The organism is Oscillibacter sp. GMB15532 (genome assembly GCF_041020825.1).
Classification (GTDB): domain Bacteria; phylum Bacillota; class Clostridia; order Oscillospirales; family Oscillospiraceae; genus Oscillibacter.
Window position 1 is genome coordinate 133312 of the sequence record NZ_JBEVTO010000005.1, and the last position, 17936, is coordinate 151247.

Genomic DNA, 17936 nt, shown 5'->3' on the forward strand with positions numbered 1-17936 from the left:
AGTTATTTTGGAAAATAGCACAACTGTGCCGCAAAATTTGTCGGAAGGGGGGCTGCCGTGATGAAATTTGAAAAGTGGAACATCGGAACGCCCTCCCCGGGCGCGGTGGAAGCGCTGCGTCAGGCGGGATATCCCGCGCTGCTGGCCTCTGTGCTGGCAGGCCGGGGCGTCTCTTCCGCCGAGGAAGCAGCCAAGCGGCTGGAGTGCGACGGTGCGTTGACCCTTTCTCCCTTTGCTATGGCGGATATGAATCAGGCCGTGGAGCGCATCCGCCGTGCCATTACGGACGGGGAGACTGTGGCCGTCTTTGGCGACTACGACGTGGACGGCATTACCTCCACCGTGCTGTTGCTGGACTACTTGAAAAACTGCGGCGTTCCCTGCCTGCGCTATATTCCACGGCGCATTGAGGACGGCTACGGTCTCAGCCGGGAGGCCATCCAGTCCCTCCACGATCAGGGGGCCACGCTGATGGTAACGGTGGACTGCGGCGTCACCGGGGCGGAGGAGGTAGACTTTGCAGCCTCTTTGGGGTTGGACGTGGTGGTCACCGACCACCATGAATGCAAAGGCCCCCTGCCCAAGGCCGCCGCCGTGGTAGACCCTCACCGGCCAGACTGTCCTTATCCCTTCAAGCATTTGGCCGGGGTGGGCGTGGCGCTGAAGCTGGTGCTGGCCCTGGGGGGCTCCGGCAACGAGGAGCGGCTGTTCAGCCGGTACTGCACCCTTGCCGCCATCGGCACCATTGCCGACGTGATGCGGATGGAGGGAGAGAACCGGGTGATTGTCCAGCGTGGCCTTGCCGCCCTGCCGAGAACGGATTTCGTGGGCATTCACGCCCTTTTAAAAGAAGCGGGGCTGGATGGAAAGCCCGTCACCTCCGTGCAGATCGGCTTTTCCCTGGCCCCCCGCATCAATGCGGCGGGGCGCATGGGGGCGGCGGATCTTGCCGCCGACCTGCTGGAAACCGAAGACCCCGCCCGCGCCGAAGAGTTGGCCCGGGCGCTTTGTGATTTGAACCGGGAGCGTCAGGCCGTGGAGCAGGACATCTGCGCCGACGCGCTGCGCCAGATTGAGTCCCTGCCGGACTCCCAGCGCTCCGCGCTGGTGCTGGACAGCGACGACTGGCACCAGGGTGTGGTGGGCATTGTGGCCTCCCGCATCAGCGAGAAATTTTCCTGCCCCAGCTTTATGATTCACATTCAGGACGATCTGGGCAAGGGCTCCTGCCGGAGCTTCGGGGGCTTCAACCTCTTTGCCGCGCTGGAGGCGTGCTCCAGCCTGCTGGAAGGGTTCGGCGGCCACGAGCTGGCGGCAGGCTTCACCATCCGAAAGGAGAACATCGCCCCCTTCCGGGAGAAAATGAACGGCTACGTCCGGGCCCACTGCGGTAAGGGTATTCCCGTTCCCGCGCTGGAGATTGACGCTGCCGTATCCGACCCGGCGGATTTGACCATGGATGAGGTGGAGCAGCTTGGCCATCTGGACCCTTACGGCGCTGGAAATCCCCGGCCCGTCTTCGCGCTGCTTGGCGCGCGGGTGGAGGGCCTTCAGGGAGTGGGGCAGGGAAAGCACCTGAAATTGCAGCTGAGCCGGGGCCTTTGCCGGTTTGACGCCATCTTTTTCTCCGCCACGGCGGAAGAGTGCGGCATTCGGGTGGGGGACCGGGTAGACGCTGCTTTTTATCTCCAGGGCAACACCTTCCGTGGCCGGACCACCCTGCAATTGCAATTGGTGGACCTGCGGCTCAGCCGCGTCCCCAGCCGCAGTGAGATAGAAAGCCTTGAGCTGATCCGGCGGCTGCGCGGCAGTGAAACCCTGACAGCGCAGGAGGCAGACCGTCTGGACGCGTCCTTGGAGCAGTTTCGCGTACTGCTGAGAGCCATTCGCCGTCTGCTGCCCCAAGGGCGGGCGACGGCTGCAAAGCTGCCGTTTCTCCGCGCCGTCGCCGAGCTGTCCGGCGGACGGGAAGCGTTTTTGCGCGCCGTTCTGGCGCTGGCGGTGTTTGAGGAGCGGGGACTTCTGCGCACCGCTCCCGTAGATGAGGAATTTTTCGACATTGCGCTGCTTCCATGGGAAGACAGCGTGGATCTTTGCGCCTGCCCCCTTTTGCAGAGGCTTCATGCCGGGGCGCAGGTCTGGGAAGGGAGGGAGGCCCAATGACCGTAGAAGAGGAATATCAGCTGCTGGAAGACACCATTCGGGCCTATAACCCCTCGGCGGACTTTGCCCATATCCGGGCCGCGTACGAATTTGCGGAAAAAAGCCACGTGGCCCAGAAGCGCAAAAGCGGCGAGCCTTATATCATCCATCCTCTGGCAGTGGCCCAGATTGTGGCGGAGGAGCTGCGGCTGGACTCCGAGTCCATCGAAGCGGCGCTTCTCCACGACGTGATTGAAGACACTCCTGCCAGCCATGAAGAGGTTGCCCGGCTTTTTTCTCCCACGGTTGCGAATCTGGTGGAGGGGGTCAGCAAGCTGACCCGCATCCAGTACGCCACCAAGGAAGACGAGCAGATGGAAAATCTGCGCAAAATGCTCATCGCCATGAGCAAGGACATCCGGGTCATCCTTATCAAAATTTCCGACCGGCTGCACAATATGCGCACCATGGAGTACCAGTCCCCGGAGAAGCAGAAGCAAAAATCCCTGGAGACGATGGAGATTTACGCACCCATTGCCCACCGTCTGGGCATGCAGCGCATGAAGTGGGAGCTGGAAGACCTTTCCCTGAAATATCTGGACCCGGTTGGGTTTGACGAAATCGTTTCAACCCTGAGCGCGAAAAAAGCCGAGTATGACGACTTTATGAACCGCACGCAGGCCCAGATTGACCAGCGCCTGACGGAAATGGAAATCCGCCACAAGGTCTATGGGCGGATGAAGCACCCCTACTCCATTTACCGCAAAATGTTTAACCAGAACAAATCTCTGGATGAGATTTTTGACCTGTTTGCCTTCCGCGTGGTGGTGGACTCTGTGGGAGACTGCTATAACGTGCTGGGCGTCATCCACGACATTTATAAGCCGATTCTGGGCCGCTTCAAGGACTATATCGGAACACCCAAGCCCAACGGCTACCAGTCTCTCCATACCACCGTGATGGGCGGAGACGGCATTCCCTTCGAGGTGCAGATCCGCACGCAGGAAATGCACGAAATTGCGGAATACGGCGTGGCTGCCCACTGGAAATACAAGCAGAACGGGCAGGGCGGCGGCACCGAGGGGAAATACGAGTGGGTCCGCCGCCTCCTTGAAAATCAGGAGGGCACCGACGCGGAGGAATATATCCGCTCGCTGAAAATCGACATGTTCTCCGACGAGGTGTTCGTGTTCACCCCGGGCGGCGACGTGCAGAACCTTCCCGCCGGAGCCACGCCCATCGACTTTGCCTATTCCGTCCACTCCGCCGTGGGCAACCACATGATCGGCGCCAAGGTCAACGGGCGCATCGTCACCTATGACTTCCAGCTTAAAAACGGCGACATTGTGGAGATTCTTACCTCTAAAACTGCCAAAGGCCCCAGCCGGGACTGGCTGAAAATCGCCAAGTCCAGCGAGGCCCGCAGCAAAATCCGCCAGTGGTTTAAAAAGGAGCGGCGAGAGGAAAACATTGCCAACGGCCGTGCCGCCTTTGAATCGGAGCTGAAGCACTGCGGCATTGCCATGCGGGATGTGCTGGCCCTTGAAAATCTCCCGGAGCTTTTAAAGCGGGTGTCCTTCGGGACGCTGGATGAGATGTATGCCGCTATCGGCTACGGCGGGTTTTCGGCCCAGAAGGCCGTGAACCGGATGCAGGGCGAGCTGATGCGCATTCAAAAGCTGCACCAGCAGGAAAAGTCTCTGGAGGACGCCATGGAGGCCGGTAAGGCCGAAGAACCGGCAAAGACCGCCATCCCCAAGCGTGCCCGCAGCGAGCAGGGTATCATCGTAGAGGGGCTTTCCAATTGCCTTGTGAAGTTTTCAAAGTGCTGCACCCCCGTGCCCGGGGATGAGATTATCGGCTTTATCACCCGGGGATATGGCGTGTCCGTCCACCGGCACGACTGTCCCAACGCCTCGGAGGAGCGCCGCAGCCAGCCGGACCAACAGGGCCGGTGGATTAAGGTCACCTGGGGCGTGGATACCAACGACAGCTACCGCACCTCTCTGGAAATTCTTGCAAAGGATCGCAACAATCTGGTTCTGGACGTTTCCGCAGCCCTGTCCGTGACCAACACCCGGGTGGCGGCGCTGAACGTCCGCACCACCGAGGACCGCTTTGCCGTTATCACGCTGGAGGTCAGCGTCAAGGATGGTGAGCAGCTTCAGTCGCTGATGAAGCGGCTTAATCAGGTTTCGGGTGTTTTGAACGTCACGCGGCCCGCCGGATAACGTCGAAGCATGCTCCATATCCCTCGCTTTGCCCTGCGGGCAAAGTTCGCTCATTTCGCCGCTCCTCCTTTTCCCCGAAATGCGGTGTAACCGCTTTTCGGGGAGGTAAGACGGGAGACGCGTCGAAGCATGCTCCGTATTCTTCGCTTTGCCCTGCGGGCAAAGTTCGCTCATTTCACCGCTCCTCCTTTTCCCCGAAATGCGGTGTAACCGCTTTTCGGGGAGATGGGACGAGGGAACGGACTAAATTCCGTATCATTCACTCCATTGCCGCTCCTTTTCACGGGAAAGCCGCAGAGCGGATTTCCCGTGATGAGACGGGAGATGTGTCGGAGCACAGCCATATCCCTCGCTTTGCCCTGCGGGCAAAACCCTCTGCGTCCCTTTCTTGAAACCGAAAACACATCCGATATCATTATCAGTAAAGGAGATCTGCACATGCGCGCGGTAGTCACAAGAGTTACCCGGGCCTCCGTCTCCATCGACGGAGCCGTAAAGGGCGAAATCGGCCAGGGCTTTCTCATCCTTCTGGGCGTTACCCACGAGGATACCGAGGACGAAGTCCTCAAGCTGGCCGATAAAATTTGCGGTCTTCGCATTTTTGAGGATGAACATGGCAAAATGAATTTGGGACTTGACGCAGTGAATGGTGAACTTCTGATTATCTCTCAGTTCACTCTGTACGGAAGCTGCAAGCGGGGCCGCAGACCCGATTTTCTTGCGGCCGCACGGCCGGAAGTTGCCATCCCGCTGTATGAAGCTTTTATCGCGGCCTGCCGGGAAAAGGTTTCGCGGGTGGAAACCGGGGAATTTGGTGCAGATATGAAAGTAGACTCACTAAACGACGGCCCCCTGACGCTGATTTTGGATACCGACACGCTGTAAGGAGCTTTTGCCATGAAAATCATTACCATGCAGGTTGGCGCGATTATGACCAACTGCTATATTTTTTGCGATGAGGACGCGAAGGTCTGCGCCATTGTGGACCCCGGCGCCGACGCGGACCGGGTTTTCCATGCCGTGGAGGAAACCGGCTGTGCCCCCGTCTGCATTTTCCTGACACACGGACACTACGACCACACCGGCGCTGTGGCGGAGCTTTTGGAGCGGTACCCCGGCATTCCCGCCTATTTGAATCGCCGGGATGTCCATGGTGACGACGCGGACCGGCGGACCCGGGAGCTGTTTTTATCCCTGCCTGCCACGGTGGACTACGGCGAGGGAACCATGGTGCAGGTGGGCGGCTTGACCGTCTCGGTTATGTCTACTCCCGGCCATTCTCCCGGCTCCGTGACGCTGCTGTGCGGCGACGCCATGTTCGCCGGAGACACTCTGTTCGCCGGCTCCTGTGGTCGGACGGACCTGCCCGGCGGCAATGTGGGCGACATGCTGTCGTCCCTGTCCCGTCTGGGGCAGCTTGCGGGAGAATACACCGTGCTCCCCGGCCACATGGGTCCCTCCCTTCTCAGCCGGGAGCGGGAATACAACCCCTTTATGCTGCAGGCGCTGGGGCGCTGAGCCATGCTTTTGAAATTTGAGGGACATCAGGAGCTGTATTCCATGGAGCAGACCCTGATGGCCCTGCTGCCGGAGGAGCGGCCCGTCTACGAGGGGGATGACCCCAACCGGGCTGTAATCACGCTGCGCCAGAGCGGCAATCATGCCGAAGCGGTGACTGAAATGCTCTATCAGGGGCACACAGGTCGGGGCAACGCCGTGCGTGAACTGAGCGGCACCGACTATGAACAAGAGGGCCAGCGCCGCAGGCTGCTGCAAATGAGCTTTTTTAAGGCCGCCCGGGAGGCCGCCGGACTGACGCCCCCGTGGGGGAGCCTTACGGGCGTGCGTCCCGACAAAACGGCGGTAGCCGCTTTGGATTTGGGCGATTCGCCCGAAGAGGTCCGTCGGATGCTGGAGGATGAGTATTTCGTCACACCCCGCCGCGCAAGACTTGCAACAGAGACGGCCTGCGTCACCCGCCGCGTGCGGGAGGAACTGGGCCCCAAGGATATTGCCCTCTACGTAGGCATTCCCTTCTGCCCCACCCGCTGCGCCTATTGCAGCTTTGTCAGCGCCAGCGTGGAACGGAGCTTTCATCTGGTGGAGCCGTATCTCACGGCGCTGAAAGCGGAGATTTCCTCTGCGGGAAAGCTCTGCCGGGAGCTGGGCCTGCGGGTCCGCTCCTTTTACATGGGAGGCGGAACCCCTACTACTCTTACGGCAGAGCAAATGGACAGTTTACTGGGCGGCCTCGCCGATTCGTTTGACTTTGCGGCCTGCCGCGAGTATACTGTCGAGGCCGGACGGCCCGACACGGTGACGCCGGAAAAGCTGCGGGTGCTGAAAAACCGGGGCGTGACGCGGATTTCCGTGAACCCCCAGACCATGGAGGACCGTGTGCTTGCGGCCATCGGCCGCCGCCACAGCGCCGCCCAGATTTTCTCGGCCATGGAGCAGGCGACCGACGCCGGGTTTGAACATGTCAACATGGACCTGATTGCGGGCCTGCCTGAGGACGACCCGGAGGGCTTTCGCCGGTCGCTGGACGCCTGCATCAATTTGGGGGCGGACAATATCACGGTCCACACTCTGAGCCTGAAAAAGGGCAGCCGCATCACGCTGGAGGGCCTGCGCATTCCCTCCGCCGAGGCGGTGGGCGAAATGCTGGACTACGCGGACCCCACGCTTCGTGCCGCCGGGTACGGGCCTTATTATCTCTACCGGCAGAAGTATATGTCTGGCAGCTTTGAAAACACGGGCTGGTGCAAGCCGGGAGCCGAGAATCTTTACAACGTCTATATCATGTCGGAGCTGTGCTCCATCCTGTCCTGCGGCGCGGGCGGGTCCACAAAAATGGTGGGCGGGCCGGGCCGTATCAGCCGGGTATTCAATTTGAAGTACCCGGTGGAATACACATCACGGCCCGGTAAGATTTCGGAAAATCAGGCGGCCTTTGCCGCGTTTTACCAAAATGCCGCGGTCGCCCTCTCCCCTTCCGCCCTTGGGCGGGAGACAGCGGGGGATTGAATCGGGCCGTGCAGGAAAAGCGCACTGCGGGTCCACTTTGGAAAGGGGTTTGAAACCATGGCATATTCTCTCATTGATATCAACCAGGCGACCCGCAGCAATCCCGAGGAATTTTCCCGGCGCTGCGACGAGGACTTTCAGAAGAAGGTGCGCATGGCGGCCGAAAAAATTGCCGCTCACCGGGGCGAGTCCCGTATCATTTTGTTGTCCGGCCCCTCCGGCTCCGGAAAGACCACCACAGCCCTGAAGGTGGAAGACGTGCTTAAATCCATGGGAATCATGACCTACACAGTGTCTATGGACAACTATTTTAACACCGTGGACCCGGAAACCGCCCCGCGGAACCGGGAGGGGGCCATTGACTTTGAGTCCCCCTTCTGTCTGGACATTGATCTTTTGAACCGCCACTTCGCCATGCTGGACCGGGGCGAGACGATTCATGTCCCCAAGTATGAGTTTGCCCGCCAGATGCGCTCGGACATCATGTCCCAGCCCATGCGTCTGGGGCCCGACGAGCTGGTGATTTTCGAGGGCATCCACGCTTTGAACGACGTGATTGTGGGTAAGAACCCCCATGCCTTCAAGCTCTACATCGCGGCCCGCAGCAGCGTGCTGGACGAGGCGGGAACTTCCTTGTTCGACCATGCCTGGCTGCGCCTTTGCCGCCGGATTGTCCGGGACCATAACTTCCGGGGCAGCAGCGCTGAATTCACCCTGAAAATGTGGGATAATGTTCGCCGGGGAGAAAAGCTGTACATCTCCCCCTATAAGGAAAACGCGGACTTGATGTTTGACTCGTCCCTTGCGTGCGAATTTTCCGTGCTCAAGCCCTACGTAGTTCCCCTGCTGGAGGAACTGCCCCGGGGCAAATACCCCGTGGCAGATCAGATTCTCACGGCCTACGAGCGCTTTGAGGGCATGACCGCCGAATATCTGGCGCTGGATTCTCTGGCCCGCGAGTTTGTGGGCGGCGGCACCTATACCTATTAAGTTAAGGAGGGCGTCAACATGGATGAAAGATTGCAGGAACTTCTGGATACCGTGCAGAAAACCGCCGAGGAGGTGGGCACCGCCGCAGGCGACCTTTTTACCGCCGCTAGCCAAAAGGCCTCCTCTCTTCTCTCCGTCAGCAAGCTGAATGTCCGCGTAGCTGACCTGAAGGCCCGGCGGAGCGTTCTTTTGCAGGAGGTGGGCTCCATGGTGTATGGGACCCATACCGGCAACATTGCCGACTCCGATACGCTTCTTGGCAAGCTCCGTGAAATTGACGAGGTGAACGCGGAGCTGGACCGTACCGATGCGGAGATTGCGCGGCTGCGGCAGAGTGAACCCCGTGTATGCCCCCTGTGCGGGTTCGGGCCGAATCAGGGCGACGTTTTCTGCCGCCACTGCGGAACCCGTCTGTGATGGAGACATGACAGCAGGATGCACGCATATCCTTGTTGGAGAAACAGCTCCAACCTTTTGAAAAAATTGAGGTAACTTCATGGCGAATAACGCGAAAAAGCAGTCTTTTCTGGGCGGCGCGGCGATTTTAGCCTCCGCCGTGGCCATTGTCAAGCTCGTGGGCGCGGTTTACCGCATTCCGGTGAACAACCTTCTCAGTGCCGAGGGCAAAACCTATTTCAAGGTGGCCTACGATATTTTCAACGTCCTGATGACCGTGTCCACAGCGGGACTTCCCCTTGCCATTTCCAAGCTCACCAGCCGGGCCCATGCCACGGGGCGGGAAAATGAAAAGCGAAAGCTATTCCGCACGGCAATCTGGCTGTTTTTAGGAATCGGCCTTGTGGGCTCTCTGCTGATGTTTTTCGGGGCATCTCAGCTGGCCGACCTCCAGCGCCAGCCCATGGCCGCCCACGCCATCCGCGCGCTGGCGCCCACTATTTTGTGCGTCAGCCTTTTGGCCTGTATGCGGGGCTACACCCAGGGGCAGGGCAATATGACGCCCACAGCCGTGTCACAGGTCATTGAGGTCACCTTCAAGCTGGGCGTGGGCCTGCCGCTGGCATGGTATCTGATCCGCGTGGTGCAAAAGGGCGTGGCCTACGGCGCCGCCGGCGCCATATTGGGCGTCACGGTCAGCGAAGTGATCTCTCTGGGCTTTATGTCGCTCTATCTGTTCCGCCATCGGGACAATCAGGCTCTTTCCGCCGATGTGCCCCCTTCCAGTGGGGTATTGATGAAGCAGGTTCTGCACATCGGAATTCCCATCACGCTGAGCAATTCCGCCATGAGTCTTCTGACCATGCTGGATACCACCATTGTCCTGCGTCGGCTGTCCGATATCCAAAACCAGCTTCCCGCCGCGCCCAGCGTCCTGTTTGGACAATACGGCTACGGCACGGACTTGGTGAACCTGCCGCCCTCCTTTGTCTTCCCCGTGACCATGAGCCTGATTCCCTTTGTGGCGGCGGCGCTGGCCCGGCATGAAAACGCCAGGGCCAACCGGGTCGTCTCCTCCGCTCTGCGTCTGATTGCCCTGCTGGCCATTCCCGCAGGCGTTGGGTTAAGCGTTCTGGCCGGGCCGATTCTGTTGCTGCTGTATCCCGCGCAGGTTCAGGATGCCATTGCCTGCGCACCGCTTTTGCGGGTCCAGGGCGTGGCGTGCATCTTCATCTGCCTGATGAACCTGACCAACGCCATTTTGCAGTCTTACGGCAAGGAGAAAATTCCTATTTACACCATGGTTGCCGGCGGCGTCACCAAAATTGCCATGAACTATGTTCTGGTGGGCACGCCCTCCATCAATATCATGGGCGCGCCCATCTCCACCCTTTGCTGCTATCTGGTCATCGCCGGATTTAACCTGTACTTTGTATGGAAATACTCTCCGGAAAAGCCCCGGTATCTCCAGATTTTTGCAAAACCGGCTATTGCCTCCGTAGCAATGGGCCTCTCCGCCTGGGCGGCCCACGGCATTCTCAGCCGTCTGCTGGCGGGTCCCGGCGCAGGATATCTGGCCGGTGCCGCGGCTACCTTGGGCGCCATCGCGGTGGCAGTTGTGGTATACGGCATTCTGGTGCTGGCTTTGCGGATTCTGCGGGCGGAGGATCTGGAATCCGTGCCCCATGGCAAAAAGTTGGCAAAAATTTTAAGGCTGAAGTGAAAAAAACCTGAACAATCAAGGATTTCCCGTGAATTTATCTTGCAAAGGCAGAAAAGATATGATAGATTTTCAATGTAAGCCCCGATACGGATATGAGGACCTTCTACGGATTATGGAGCTGCTTCGCTCCCCCGGCGGCTGTCCCTGGGACCGGGAGCAGGATCACGCCTCCCTCCGGCGAAATCTTATGGAGGAGTGCTGCGAGACTGCGGAGGCCATCGACCGGGGGGACCCGGCGGCCCTGTGCGAGGAGCTGGGCGACGTACTGCTGCAGGTGGTGTTTCACGCGCAGCTTGAACGCGAGCAGGGCGGCTTCACCATGGACGACGTGACAGACGGCATCTGTAAAAAGCTGATTTACCGCCACCCACACGTGTTCGGCTCCGAGGAGGTGAAAGACTCCGCCGAGGAATCCGCCCGGTGGGAGGTCATGAAACGCAAGGAAAAGGGCCAGACCTCTGCCGCGGACGCGGTGGATGCGGTTGCCAAAACCCTTCCCGCCCTGTGGCGGGCCGAGAAAATCCAGCGCAAAGCCTCCGCAGCCGGATTCGACTGGCCGGAGGCCTCGGGCGCGATGGACAAGCTGTCCGAGGAGGTTGCCGAGCTCCGCGAAGCGGCGGAGGACGCCGCCCGTCCCCTGGACGCGCCCCACGGCATCCGAGAAGAGATTGGCGACGTGCTGTTTGTGGCCGCGCGGATTGCCCAGCGCTACGGAATAGACCCCGAGGAGGCGCTGCACGCCGGGTGCGATAAATTTGCCCGCCGCTTCCGATTTGTGGAAGAGCACGCTTCGGAGGACCTTGCTTCCCTTCCCTTTGCGGAAAAGACGGCCCTGTGGGAACGGGCCAAAAAACAAGAATCTTAAAAGCGGACTTCGCTTTGAGATATATTCTGGAAGATGTGAATTTTATAGGAGGAAATACAAATGAACAAAGCTGAACTGATCAACGCTGTTGCCGCCAAGACGGAGGTTTCCAAGAAAGAGGCCGAGGCTGTTATTGCCGCCACGCTGGACGCGATTACCACCGCCATGAAAGAGGGCGACAAGGTCCAGCTGGTTGGTTTCGGTTCCTTTGAAGTGAAGAGCCGCGCCGAGCGCATCGGCCGCAACCCCAAGACCAAGGAGGAGATCAAGATTCCCGCCTCCAAGATCCCCACCTTTAAGGCCGGCAAGGCGCTGAAGGACACCGTCGCGAAGTAAGCGCGGTTAACACCAAATAAACGCCTCGCGCGGAGGGACTTACGTCCCCCCGCGCGTTTTCCAATCCAGGGTTTTCAGGAACTTTTAAAAAGGAGCAATTTTATGCGGCTGGACAAATATCTCAAAACCTCGCGCCTGATTAAGCGGCGCACCGTGGCCAACGAGGCCTGCGACAACGGTCTTGTAACGGTCAACGGAAAGCCTGCCAGAGCCAGCTATGAGGTGAAGGTGGGCGACGTGCTCTCTTTGCGGTTCGGCGTAAGGGCCCTGACGGTGGAGGTTCTGGCGGTTTCGGAAAACGTCCGTCAGGCAGACGCGGCAGGCCTGTACCGCGAAATTACCGGAGGGGCATAATCCGCCGCTCTCTCCCATAGAATGGTGTGACCGCCGGCTTGGACCGGCGCAGACCGGGGAGGGACGTAAGATGAACGACTATGGAAACGCCATGCCGCAGGCCCATCGCGTCGAGCTGAACGGACGGGAGCACCTGATTGTCTCCGGCGTGGAGGATGTGGAGCGGTTTGATGAGACGGGGATTGTCATGTCCACCGCCGCCGGAACACTGGTGGTGACAGGGGAAGAACTGCATATCGGCCAGCTTTCGCTGGAGGGCGGCGAGCTGCGGGTGGACGGGAAAATTGATTCCCTATCCTACGAGGAGCCGTCCGCAAGCCGGGGCGGGCTGCTGCGGCGGCTGCTGGGATGATATGCGGAATTTTGTGGACCAGCAGCTGGGGATCTTTCTCCAGTCGATTCTGCTGGGGCTGGCCATCGGGGTGGCCCACGACCTGCTTCGCCCCTTCCGCCTTCGTTTGCCCCGATTTGCGTGGGTGCTGGACGCGGTCTACTGCCTGTGGGCAGCGGCGGCGCTGTTTCTCTTCGCCCTGAACCGAACCCAGGGGCAGCTTCGCATTTTTGCGCTGATTGGCACCCTTGGCGGCACGGTACTGTTTTTCACCTTATTTTCCGCGCTTCTGCGTCCGATTTGGGATTTTTGGGCCGATACGCTGGACTTTTTGCTTCATTTGCTGCAAATTCCTTGGATTTGGCTGAAAAATTTCTCCAAAAAAATGGGCCTTCGTCTGAAAAACATCTTTCTTTTTATGAAAAAATGCTATACAATAGAGAAAATTGCGTGTCGGCGTTACAAAATTGGTCGAGGAGGGAGCAGCCGTGGCAAAGACAGGCGCGCCCAAAAAAAGCCGTCGGCAGCTCAGGCTGGGCTTGTTCGGAAAGCTGCTGCTGGCAACGCTCATCGTCGCGCTGGGGTTACAGCTGTACCATCTGCGGACGCAGGTGGAGCAGGCGGAAACCCAGAAGGTTCTGCTGAGCGAGCAGGTTCGCAGCAGCCAGCAGGGCAACGATCAGCTTCAAAAGGCCATCGATGGCGGCGGCACACAGGATCAGATGGAGCAAATCGCCCGGGATGAGCTGGGTCTTGTGGCCCCGGGGGACCGGGTGTTCTACGATGTGAGCAATTGAGCGGCACGGGCGCGGTGCGCCCTGCCGGTCATCTAAATATCTTTCCGCCTTTGGCGGACAAACGAAACCTGAGAAGGGAGAAACAGGACGCAATATGGGAGTAGAGCCTGAGGTTGGGAGCATCATGGAGGGCAAGGTAACCGCCATTATGAAGTTTGGCGCGTTCGTCGCCCTGGAGGGAGGCCGCTCCGGCCTCGTACATATTTCGGAGATTGCAAACAGCTACGTAAACGATGTCCACGACTATTTACAGGAGGGACAGAGCGTCAAGGTCCGGGTGCTGACCTCGGAAAACGGAAAGCTCAATCTTTCTATTAAAAAGGCGCTTCCTCCGGAGGAGGGCCGTTCTTTCGCGCCCCGGGGCATGGGAGGTCCGCGCCCTGCTGCTGTCAGCAGCGGTGGTCCCCGTCCTGCCGGCGGCGGATATGCGCCGGCGAACCGTTCCGGCCCCGCCCGGGCGCAGGCGATTCCGCCCTCCGGCGACGTGGACTTTGAGGACAAGCTGAAAAAATTTCTTTCCGCCTCCGAGGGAAAGATGGCCGATCTGAATCGCAGCGTAGACGGAAAGCGCGGCGGCAAAAGAAGAAAATAACCAAAAAATCCGCGGCTCCTTTTCAGAGCTGCGGATTTTCTTTTTTACCCTGTTTGAAAAAGGCGGGTTTCTCCAAAATAAGTGAAAAATCGACCAATTTTCCCCCTTGCGTTTTTGGGGCGTATGGAGTACGATAGTCATGGAAGCTTTCCAATATCCCACCCATTTGGGCCGCTGGCGTATCATTCGCCGGCGGCCCCTTTTTTTCATTTTCAGGCTGATTTTCTCCGGCGTCAACAGGCCGCCAAGAGCTGCTTACTCCATCTGCGTCCAATCCTCAAAGGAGCGGATGTAATAGTCCGCCTCCGCCCGCATGACGTCCTGATTGGGCTCGGTCGGGTCGTAAACCGCCGCCGTGCGAAAGCCTGCGGCCTTGGCCGTGCGCAGGGCAAAGAGGGAGTCCTCAAACACCACGGTGTCCTCCTTCCGGCAGCGCAGGCGGCGCAGCGCCATTTCATACACCTCTGGATGGTTCTTTTCATGGCCCGCGTCGCCGCAGGTGATCAGCCCACGAAAATATTTTCCAAGACCCGAAACCTCCAGGGCCAGATCTGCCAAAGGGTGGTCCGTGGCTGTCGCAACATACATCCACACACCCTCCATCTTCAAAATGGACAGCAGCCGTTCTACGCCCGCCTTTGGCTTCACCTGAAACCGGTAAAACTCCTCCATCTCCGCGTACAGCAGCCGGGAAATCTCCTCCGGCCTGACCTCCAGGCCGTACCGCTCCACACAGTAGGCCGCGCTCTCCTCCATGCTCATGGCATGGAGCGTTCGGTCAAGCCCCTCCTCCGGCTCCTTCCCCTGCCGTCGGATAAAGGCGGAACCCAAGGCCCTCCATGCCCCCATGGAATCCAGCAGCGTTCCATCCATATCAAAAATTGCACCTTGCAGCCGCATAGCTTTTATGCTCCCCTTTCATGAAAAAGGCGCCGCCGGAGCGGCGCCTTTTGTCTTTCCTTCGTTTTTTCCGTTTCTGAATATCCAAGCAGTTCCGCGTCGGGTCCGCAAAAAAGCACGCGCCCGGATATCCCCAAACGCTCCCGCCGGAACAGCCGCCGCTCCACCAGTTTGTGTCCGCTTCTCAGTTCCCCAGATTCCGGCGGAAGTTGCCGTCCACCTCAATGCCGGACTGAATTACAAAAAACGCATGGGGGTCCATGGTATGAACCGCCCGGCGCAGTTCCTCCACCTCGTATTTGGACAGGCACACGTACAATACATGGACGTTTTCCCCGGTATAGGCCCCCACTCCCATCCAATAGGTAACGCCCCGGCCGAAGGATTGGGTAATATACTTTGCCAGTTCCTTCTCGTTTTGCTTGGTAAAAATCATGGCCTGAATGGAGATGTTCTGCTGGTGCATCCGGTCCAGAATGGTGGCGGAAAAGTAGTTGTAAATCACGGAGTAGATCGCAATTTCCGGGCTGAACAGCACGAGGCACGCAGTGTACAGCACCGCGTTGATCCCCAAGCTGAACCTGCCCACGGTAATATTGGTTCCCCGTGCCGCCAGCGCCAGCCCCACCACGTCCAGCCCGCCGCCGGAGCAGCCACAGGTCAGCACGATGCCATAGGCCACGCCCGTGATAATGCCGCCCAGAAGACAGGAGGTCAGCATATCCTCCACAATGGGCGTGGTCGCTGCGGGAATGACCGAGTAAAAAACAGAGAACGCCAGCGTGCAGATCAATGTCCGCACCACGAACCCGCGCCCCAGCGTCTTCCACGCAAAGAGCAGAATGGGGATGTTCAGCAGAAAATAAAGAATTCCCGCAATGTCATACTGCCCGAAGTTCATCCCCATATAGTCCGTCATCAGCGTCCGGAGCAATTGGCAAAACCCCATGACTCCGCCGGTGTACAGGTGCATGGGAACCAGAAATAAATTCATCGCCAGCGCGGCGAGAAATTGCCCGAATACGGCGCCCAGAAGACGCAGCCAGCGGTTGTGCAGCGCGGTGTAAATCATAAGGCTCCTCCTTCTATTTCCCCGGCTCCCGGAGGAACGCGCGGGGTTCAAGCACAGCAAAGATTGTCGCAAGCTTATTATACGTAAAGCAGGGCAAAAGCACAAGGGGCAAAGCCGGGAAATTCCTTACAGCGCATATTGCAGGGCGCGGCGCAGGCGCTGCTTTGCCCGGTGAAGCGTACGGGACACAGTGGAAGGATCCACGCCTGCCTCCTCCGCAATTTCCCGCATGGTCAGTCCGTCGTCAAAGTACCTCTCCAAAAACTGGCGCTGTCGGGGTGTCAGCTCTCTTTGGCGCGCCACATGGAGCTGGCGGCGCAGGCGAGCCAGACGATCTGCGTTGTCCCCGCTGTTTTCACGCAGCCACACCGTCATATCTCCCATCCACTCGCTGGAGCGGGTGGAAAAGGTATCAGAAGCAGTACTTTTCATCCTTGTGATATCCCCTTTCGTAATAATGGGCGGTCACCGCCGCCAGCTCCCGCGCCTCCCGCAGGAGCGGCTCCAGCTCCGCGATGCGCCGGGTCAGCCGAAAAATTTTCCCCGGATCGGATTCTCCCTGCCGCGCCTGCCGCAGCTCCCGGATGCGCAGGCGCAGGGCATCGGCCCCGGCCCGGTATGTAACGGACATTTCAAGCATGGTCATCAGGCGTTCACCTCTTCCCCCAGCACCCGGCGAAAGGGCTCCAGCTCTCCCCGGGCATATTCCGGAAGACATGCGGCACAAATCAGCGCTCCGTTGATCTGCCAATAGGATTCTTCCGGGCATAGTTCCCCGCCGCACAGGCCACAGCGGGGACCTCCCTTCCCCTTGTACAATCTCTTTCTCATAAAAAATTACCCTCCCATTAAAAAACAAGGTTGACAAACTCTTCTCCGTCTGCTAGAATAACTTTTGCTGTTGGATGCGCTGGTGTAGCTCAGCTGGTAGAGCAGCTGATTTGTAATCAGCAGGTCGGGGGTTCGAATCCGTCCACCAGCTCCAAGTGAATATGGGGGAATTCCAGAGCGGTCAAATGGGGCAGACTGTAAATCTGTTGTCTACGACTTCGATGGTTCGAATCCATCTTCCCCCACCATTGCGCTCACATGTTTTTCGGAACATGTGAGTGCTTTTATTTTGGAAAAGCCTTCGCGTATTCGGGGAAAGCCCGGCACCTTGCTTTAAAGAGGTCCCTTGCGCCGGGTTCCACACCCCGGGGATCTGCCCGCTCCCAGAGCTTGTCCCTCTGCCTTTCCTCGTGCGCTATTTCCTGCAACTCACAAGAATCCTGTGAGCAATCCCAAAATATCACAAGTATTATGTTTTGTCAAGGTGCATTCTACAAGTTTCCTGTTTTTCGCAATTGACAAAGCCAAAAAATAACGATAGGATAAAGCAAAGTTTAATCTTGTCCAAGAAACTGCGGGGAGGCGCGCCACATGGGGTTTGGAGAACGGCTGCGGGAGCGGAGAGAAGAATTGAATATGTCCCGTCGGGAGCTGGCCGAGGCGCTGGGCGTGACGGTTTCCGCCATTGGCAATTATGAAACGGGGATCAGCTTCCCTAAAGAAGAGGTACTTCTGCGCCTGTTTGACAGCCTGCGGGTGGACCCCAACACACTGTACCGGGACCACTTCTGGGGCGGAAAGAGCGTTTTAAGCCACGATGAGCGGGAGGTTTTAGACCAGTACCGAAGTCTTTCCGCTGTGGGGCGGGACACCGTGCGCTCCGTGCTGAGGGCGCTGTGCCAGTATCAGGACGAGCTGGAGCTTGCCCGGCCCCAACTTGCGGAGCGGCGCATCCCCCTGTATTGCAGCCCGGCAGCGGCGGGCTTTGCCGCGCCGGTGTTTGGCGAGGATTTCGATTATGTGTCCGTAGGCGGGGACGTACCGCCCGCTGCGGAGTTTGCCGTACAGATCCGGGGCGACTCCATGTCTCCATGGATTGCGGACGGGGCGACGGTCTATGTGAATCGGGACCCATTACAGGCAGGGGACGTCGGCATCTTCTGCGTGGACGGGGAAATGGTTTGTAAGCAGTATTACCGGGACCCCATGGGGACGGTGTACCTGTTCTCCCTGAACCGGGCGCGCTCAGACGCGGACGTGGTGCTCACCGCCGACAGCGGACAGACGCTGGTATCCTTTGGCCGCGTGATGATGCATAAACTGCCCTTGCCGAAGCTGGACAGATAACG

At 58.9% G+C, this 17936-nt stretch carries 21 protein-coding genes, 2 tRNA genes and 1 pseudogene; 18 read left to right on the top strand and 6 right to left on the bottom strand.

All coding sequences use genetic code 11. The features are described from left to right. Positions 1-60 precede the first annotated feature (60 nt). The 15 genes and pseudogenes from recJ to ABVS15_RS07745 all read left to right on the top strand — a co-directional run bounded on the left by recJ (position 61) and on the right by ABVS15_RS07745 (position 13784). Positions 61-2163 carry a single-stranded-DNA-specific exonuclease RecJ gene (gene recJ / locus ABVS15_RS07675; protein WP_369283148.1) on the top strand — a complete coding sequence of 701 codons (2103 nt, stop codon included), beginning with the start codon at positions 61-63 and terminating at the stop codon, positions 2161-2163. Then, a complete protein-coding gene (locus tag ABVS15_RS07680; protein WP_369283149.1) occupies positions 2160-4373 on the top strand; it encodes a bifunctional (p)ppGpp synthetase/guanosine-3',5'-bis(diphosphate) 3'-pyrophosphohydrolase in 2214 nt (737 codons plus the stop codon). The genes recJ and ABVS15_RS07680 overlap by 4 nt, the downstream gene beginning before the upstream one ends. A gap of 438 nt (positions 4374-4811) precedes the next feature. After that, positions 4812-5258 (top strand): D-aminoacyl-tRNA deacylase, encoded by a 447-nt coding sequence (gene dtd, locus ABVS15_RS07685; RefSeq protein ID WP_369283150.1) that lies wholly within the window; start codon positions 4812-4814, stop codon positions 5256-5258. Between the two features lie 12 nt (positions 5259-5270). Then, positions 5271-5891, top strand: coding sequence for an MBL fold metallo-hydrolase (locus ABVS15_RS07690; RefSeq protein ID WP_369283151.1), 621 nt, complete (start codon positions 5271-5273; stop codon positions 5889-5891). Positions 5892-5894: 3 nt separating this feature from the next. After that, on the top strand, positions 5895-7400 hold the full coding sequence (hemZ, locus tag ABVS15_RS07695) for a coproporphyrinogen dehydrogenase HemZ (protein WP_369283152.1): 1506 nt from the start codon (positions 5895-5897) through the stop codon (positions 7398-7400). Positions 7401-7457: 57 nt separating this feature from the next. Then, complete coding sequence (locus ABVS15_RS07700) at positions 7458-8390, top strand: uridine kinase (RefSeq protein ID WP_369283153.1); 933 nt, start codon at positions 7458-7460, stop codon at positions 8388-8390. Positions 8391-8408: 18 nt separating this feature from the next. Further along, on the top strand, positions 8409-8807 hold the full coding sequence (locus ABVS15_RS07705) for a zinc ribbon domain-containing protein (protein WP_369283154.1): 399 nt from the start codon (positions 8409-8411) through the stop codon (positions 8805-8807). A 79-nt stretch (positions 8808-8886) separates the two neighbouring features. Beyond that, entirely contained in the window at positions 8887-10509 is a 1623-nt protein-coding gene (locus ABVS15_RS07710; RefSeq protein ID WP_369283155.1) for a polysaccharide biosynthesis C-terminal domain-containing protein, read from the top strand. A 58-nt stretch (positions 10510-10567) separates the two neighbouring features. Beyond that, positions 10568-11374, top strand: a complete 807-nt coding sequence (mazG, locus tag ABVS15_RS07715; RefSeq protein WP_369283156.1) for a nucleoside triphosphate pyrophosphohydrolase — start codon at positions 10568-10570, stop codon at positions 11372-11374. Between the two features lie 60 nt (positions 11375-11434). Then, positions 11435-11710 carry an HU family DNA-binding protein gene (locus ABVS15_RS07720; RefSeq protein ID WP_312611283.1) on the top strand — a complete coding sequence of 92 codons (276 nt, stop codon included), beginning with the start codon at positions 11435-11437 and terminating at the stop codon, positions 11708-11710. Positions 11711-11812: 102 nt separating this feature from the next. Beyond that, positions 11813-12064, top strand: a complete 252-nt coding sequence (locus tag ABVS15_RS07725; protein ID WP_369283157.1) for an RNA-binding S4 domain-containing protein — start codon at positions 11813-11815, stop codon at positions 12062-12064. A 70-nt stretch (positions 12065-12134) separates the two neighbouring features. Beyond that, positions 12135-12416, top strand: a complete 282-nt coding sequence (locus tag ABVS15_RS07730) for a YabP/YqfC family sporulation protein (protein WP_293009085.1) — start codon at positions 12135-12137, stop codon at positions 12414-12416. A 1-nt stretch (position 12417) separates the two neighbouring features. Then, positions 12418-12669 (top strand): annotated as a pseudogene (yabQ, locus tag ABVS15_RS07735) (spore cortex biosynthesis protein YabQ); the annotation flags it as partial. Positions 12670-12883: 214 nt separating this feature from the next. Continuing rightward, positions 12884-13192 (top strand): septum formation initiator family protein, encoded by a 309-nt coding sequence (locus ABVS15_RS07740; protein ID WP_369283268.1) that lies wholly within the window; start codon positions 12884-12886, stop codon positions 13190-13192. Positions 13193-13286: 94 nt separating this feature from the next. Further along, positions 13287-13784: a S1 RNA-binding domain-containing protein gene (locus tag ABVS15_RS07745; RefSeq protein ID WP_369283158.1), complete on the top strand. Its 498-nt coding sequence runs from the start codon at positions 13287-13289 to the stop codon at positions 13782-13784. Between the two features lie 22 nt (positions 13785-13806). On the opposite strand, the gene ABVS15_RS07750 is transcribed toward ABVS15_RS07745, so the two are convergent. The 6 genes from ABVS15_RS07750 to ABVS15_RS07775 form a co-directional block, all read right to left on the bottom strand. Beyond that, positions 13807-14058, bottom strand: a complete 252-nt coding sequence (locus ABVS15_RS07750; RefSeq protein ID WP_369283159.1) for a hypothetical protein — start codon at positions 14056-14058, stop codon at positions 13807-13809. After that, positions 14040-14684 (bottom strand): HAD family hydrolase, encoded by a 645-nt coding sequence (locus tag ABVS15_RS07755; protein ID WP_369283160.1) that lies wholly within the window; start codon positions 14682-14684, stop codon positions 14040-14042. The genes ABVS15_RS07750 and ABVS15_RS07755 overlap by 19 nt, the downstream gene beginning before the upstream one ends. Before the next feature lie 184 nt (positions 14685-14868). After that, on the bottom strand, positions 14869-15756 hold the full coding sequence (locus ABVS15_RS07760) for a YitT family protein (protein WP_369283161.1): 888 nt from the start codon (positions 15754-15756) through the stop codon (positions 14869-14871). Positions 15757-15882: 126 nt separating this feature from the next. Then, positions 15883-16188: a sigma-70 family RNA polymerase sigma factor gene (locus ABVS15_RS07765; protein ID WP_369283162.1), complete on the bottom strand. Its 306-nt coding sequence runs from the start codon at positions 16186-16188 to the stop codon at positions 15883-15885. After that, positions 16169-16402 carry a hypothetical protein gene (locus ABVS15_RS07770; protein WP_369283163.1) on the bottom strand — a complete coding sequence of 78 codons (234 nt, stop codon included), beginning with the start codon at positions 16400-16402 and terminating at the stop codon, positions 16169-16171. The genes ABVS15_RS07765 and ABVS15_RS07770 overlap by 20 nt, the downstream gene beginning before the upstream one ends. Further along, positions 16402-16587: a hypothetical protein gene (locus ABVS15_RS07775; protein ID WP_369283164.1), complete on the bottom strand. Its 186-nt coding sequence runs from the start codon at positions 16585-16587 to the stop codon at positions 16402-16404. Before ABVS15_RS07775 ends, ABVS15_RS07770 begins: the two co-directional genes overlap by 1 nt. Before the next feature lie 78 nt (positions 16588-16665). Here ABVS15_RS07775 and ABVS15_RS07780 point away from each other — a divergent pair. The 3 genes from ABVS15_RS07780 (at position 16666) to ABVS15_RS07790 (ending at position 17934) form a co-directional block, all read left to right on the top strand. After that, positions 16666-16741, top strand: a tRNA-Thr gene (locus tag ABVS15_RS07780). 9 nt (positions 16742-16750) lie between these two features. Beyond that, positions 16751-16835: transfer RNA gene (locus tag ABVS15_RS07785), tRNA-Tyr, on the top strand. 343 nt (positions 16836-17178) lie between these two features. Continuing rightward, positions 17179-17934 carry a helix-turn-helix transcriptional regulator gene (locus ABVS15_RS07790; protein ID WP_369283165.1) on the top strand — a complete coding sequence of 252 codons (756 nt, stop codon included), beginning with the start codon at positions 17179-17181 and terminating at the stop codon, positions 17932-17934. Positions 17935-17936: the final 2 nt, after the last annotated feature.

Bases quoted from the DNA above. Each gene is read 5' to 3' on its own strand.
- recJ (WP_369283148.1), top strand. From the start codon at position 61: ATGAAATTTGAAAAGTGGAACATCGGAACGCCCTCCCCGGGCGCGGTG.
- ABVS15_RS07680 (WP_369283149.1), top strand. From the start codon at position 2,160: ATGACCGTAGAAGAGGAATATCAGCTGCTGGAAGACACCATTCGGGCC.
- dtd (WP_369283150.1), top strand. From the start codon at position 4,812: ATGCGCGCGGTAGTCACAAGAGTTACCCGGGCCTCCGTCTCCATCGAC.
- ABVS15_RS07690 (WP_369283151.1), top strand. From the start codon at position 5,271: ATGAAAATCATTACCATGCAGGTTGGCGCGATTATGACCAACTGCTAT.
- hemZ (WP_369283152.1), top strand. From the start codon at position 5,895: ATGCTTTTGAAATTTGAGGGACATCAGGAGCTGTATTCCATGGAGCAG.
- ABVS15_RS07700 (WP_369283153.1), top strand. From the start codon at position 7,458: ATGGCATATTCTCTCATTGATATCAACCAGGCGACCCGCAGCAATCCC.
- ABVS15_RS07705 (WP_369283154.1), top strand. From the start codon at position 8,409: ATGGATGAAAGATTGCAGGAACTTCTGGATACCGTGCAGAAAACCGCC.
- ABVS15_RS07710 (WP_369283155.1), top strand. From the start codon at position 8,887: ATGGCGAATAACGCGAAAAAGCAGTCTTTTCTGGGCGGCGCGGCGATT.
- mazG (WP_369283156.1), top strand. From the start codon at position 10,568: ATGATAGATTTTCAATGTAAGCCCCGATACGGATATGAGGACCTTCTA.
- ABVS15_RS07720 (WP_312611283.1), top strand. From the start codon at position 11,435: ATGAACAAAGCTGAACTGATCAACGCTGTTGCCGCCAAGACGGAGGTT.
- ABVS15_RS07725 (WP_369283157.1), top strand. From the start codon at position 11,813: ATGCGGCTGGACAAATATCTCAAAACCTCGCGCCTGATTAAGCGGCGC.
- ABVS15_RS07730 (WP_293009085.1), top strand. From the start codon at position 12,135: ATGAACGACTATGGAAACGCCATGCCGCAGGCCCATCGCGTCGAGCTG.
- ABVS15_RS07745 (WP_369283158.1), top strand. From the start codon at position 13,287: ATGGGAGTAGAGCCTGAGGTTGGGAGCATCATGGAGGGCAAGGTAACC.
- ABVS15_RS07755 (WP_369283160.1), bottom strand. From the start codon at position 14,684: ATGCGGCTGCAAGGTGCAATTTTTGATATGGATGGAACGCTGCTGGAT.
- ABVS15_RS07760 (WP_369283161.1), bottom strand. From the start codon at position 15,756: ATGATTTACACCGCGCTGCACAACCGCTGGCTGCGTCTTCTGGGCGCC.
- ABVS15_RS07765 (WP_369283162.1), bottom strand. From the start codon at position 16,188: ATGAAAAGTACTGCTTCTGATACCTTTTCCACCCGCTCCAGCGAGTGG.
- ABVS15_RS07770 (WP_369283163.1), bottom strand. From the start codon at position 16,402: ATGACCATGCTTGAAATGTCCGTTACATACCGGGCCGGGGCCGATGCC.
- ABVS15_RS07775 (WP_369283164.1), bottom strand. From the start codon at position 16,587: ATGAGAAAGAGATTGTACAAGGGGAAGGGAGGTCCCCGCTGTGGCCTG.
- ABVS15_RS07790 (WP_369283165.1), top strand. From the start codon at position 17,179: ATGGGGTTTGGAGAACGGCTGCGGGAGCGGAGAGAAGAATTGAATATG.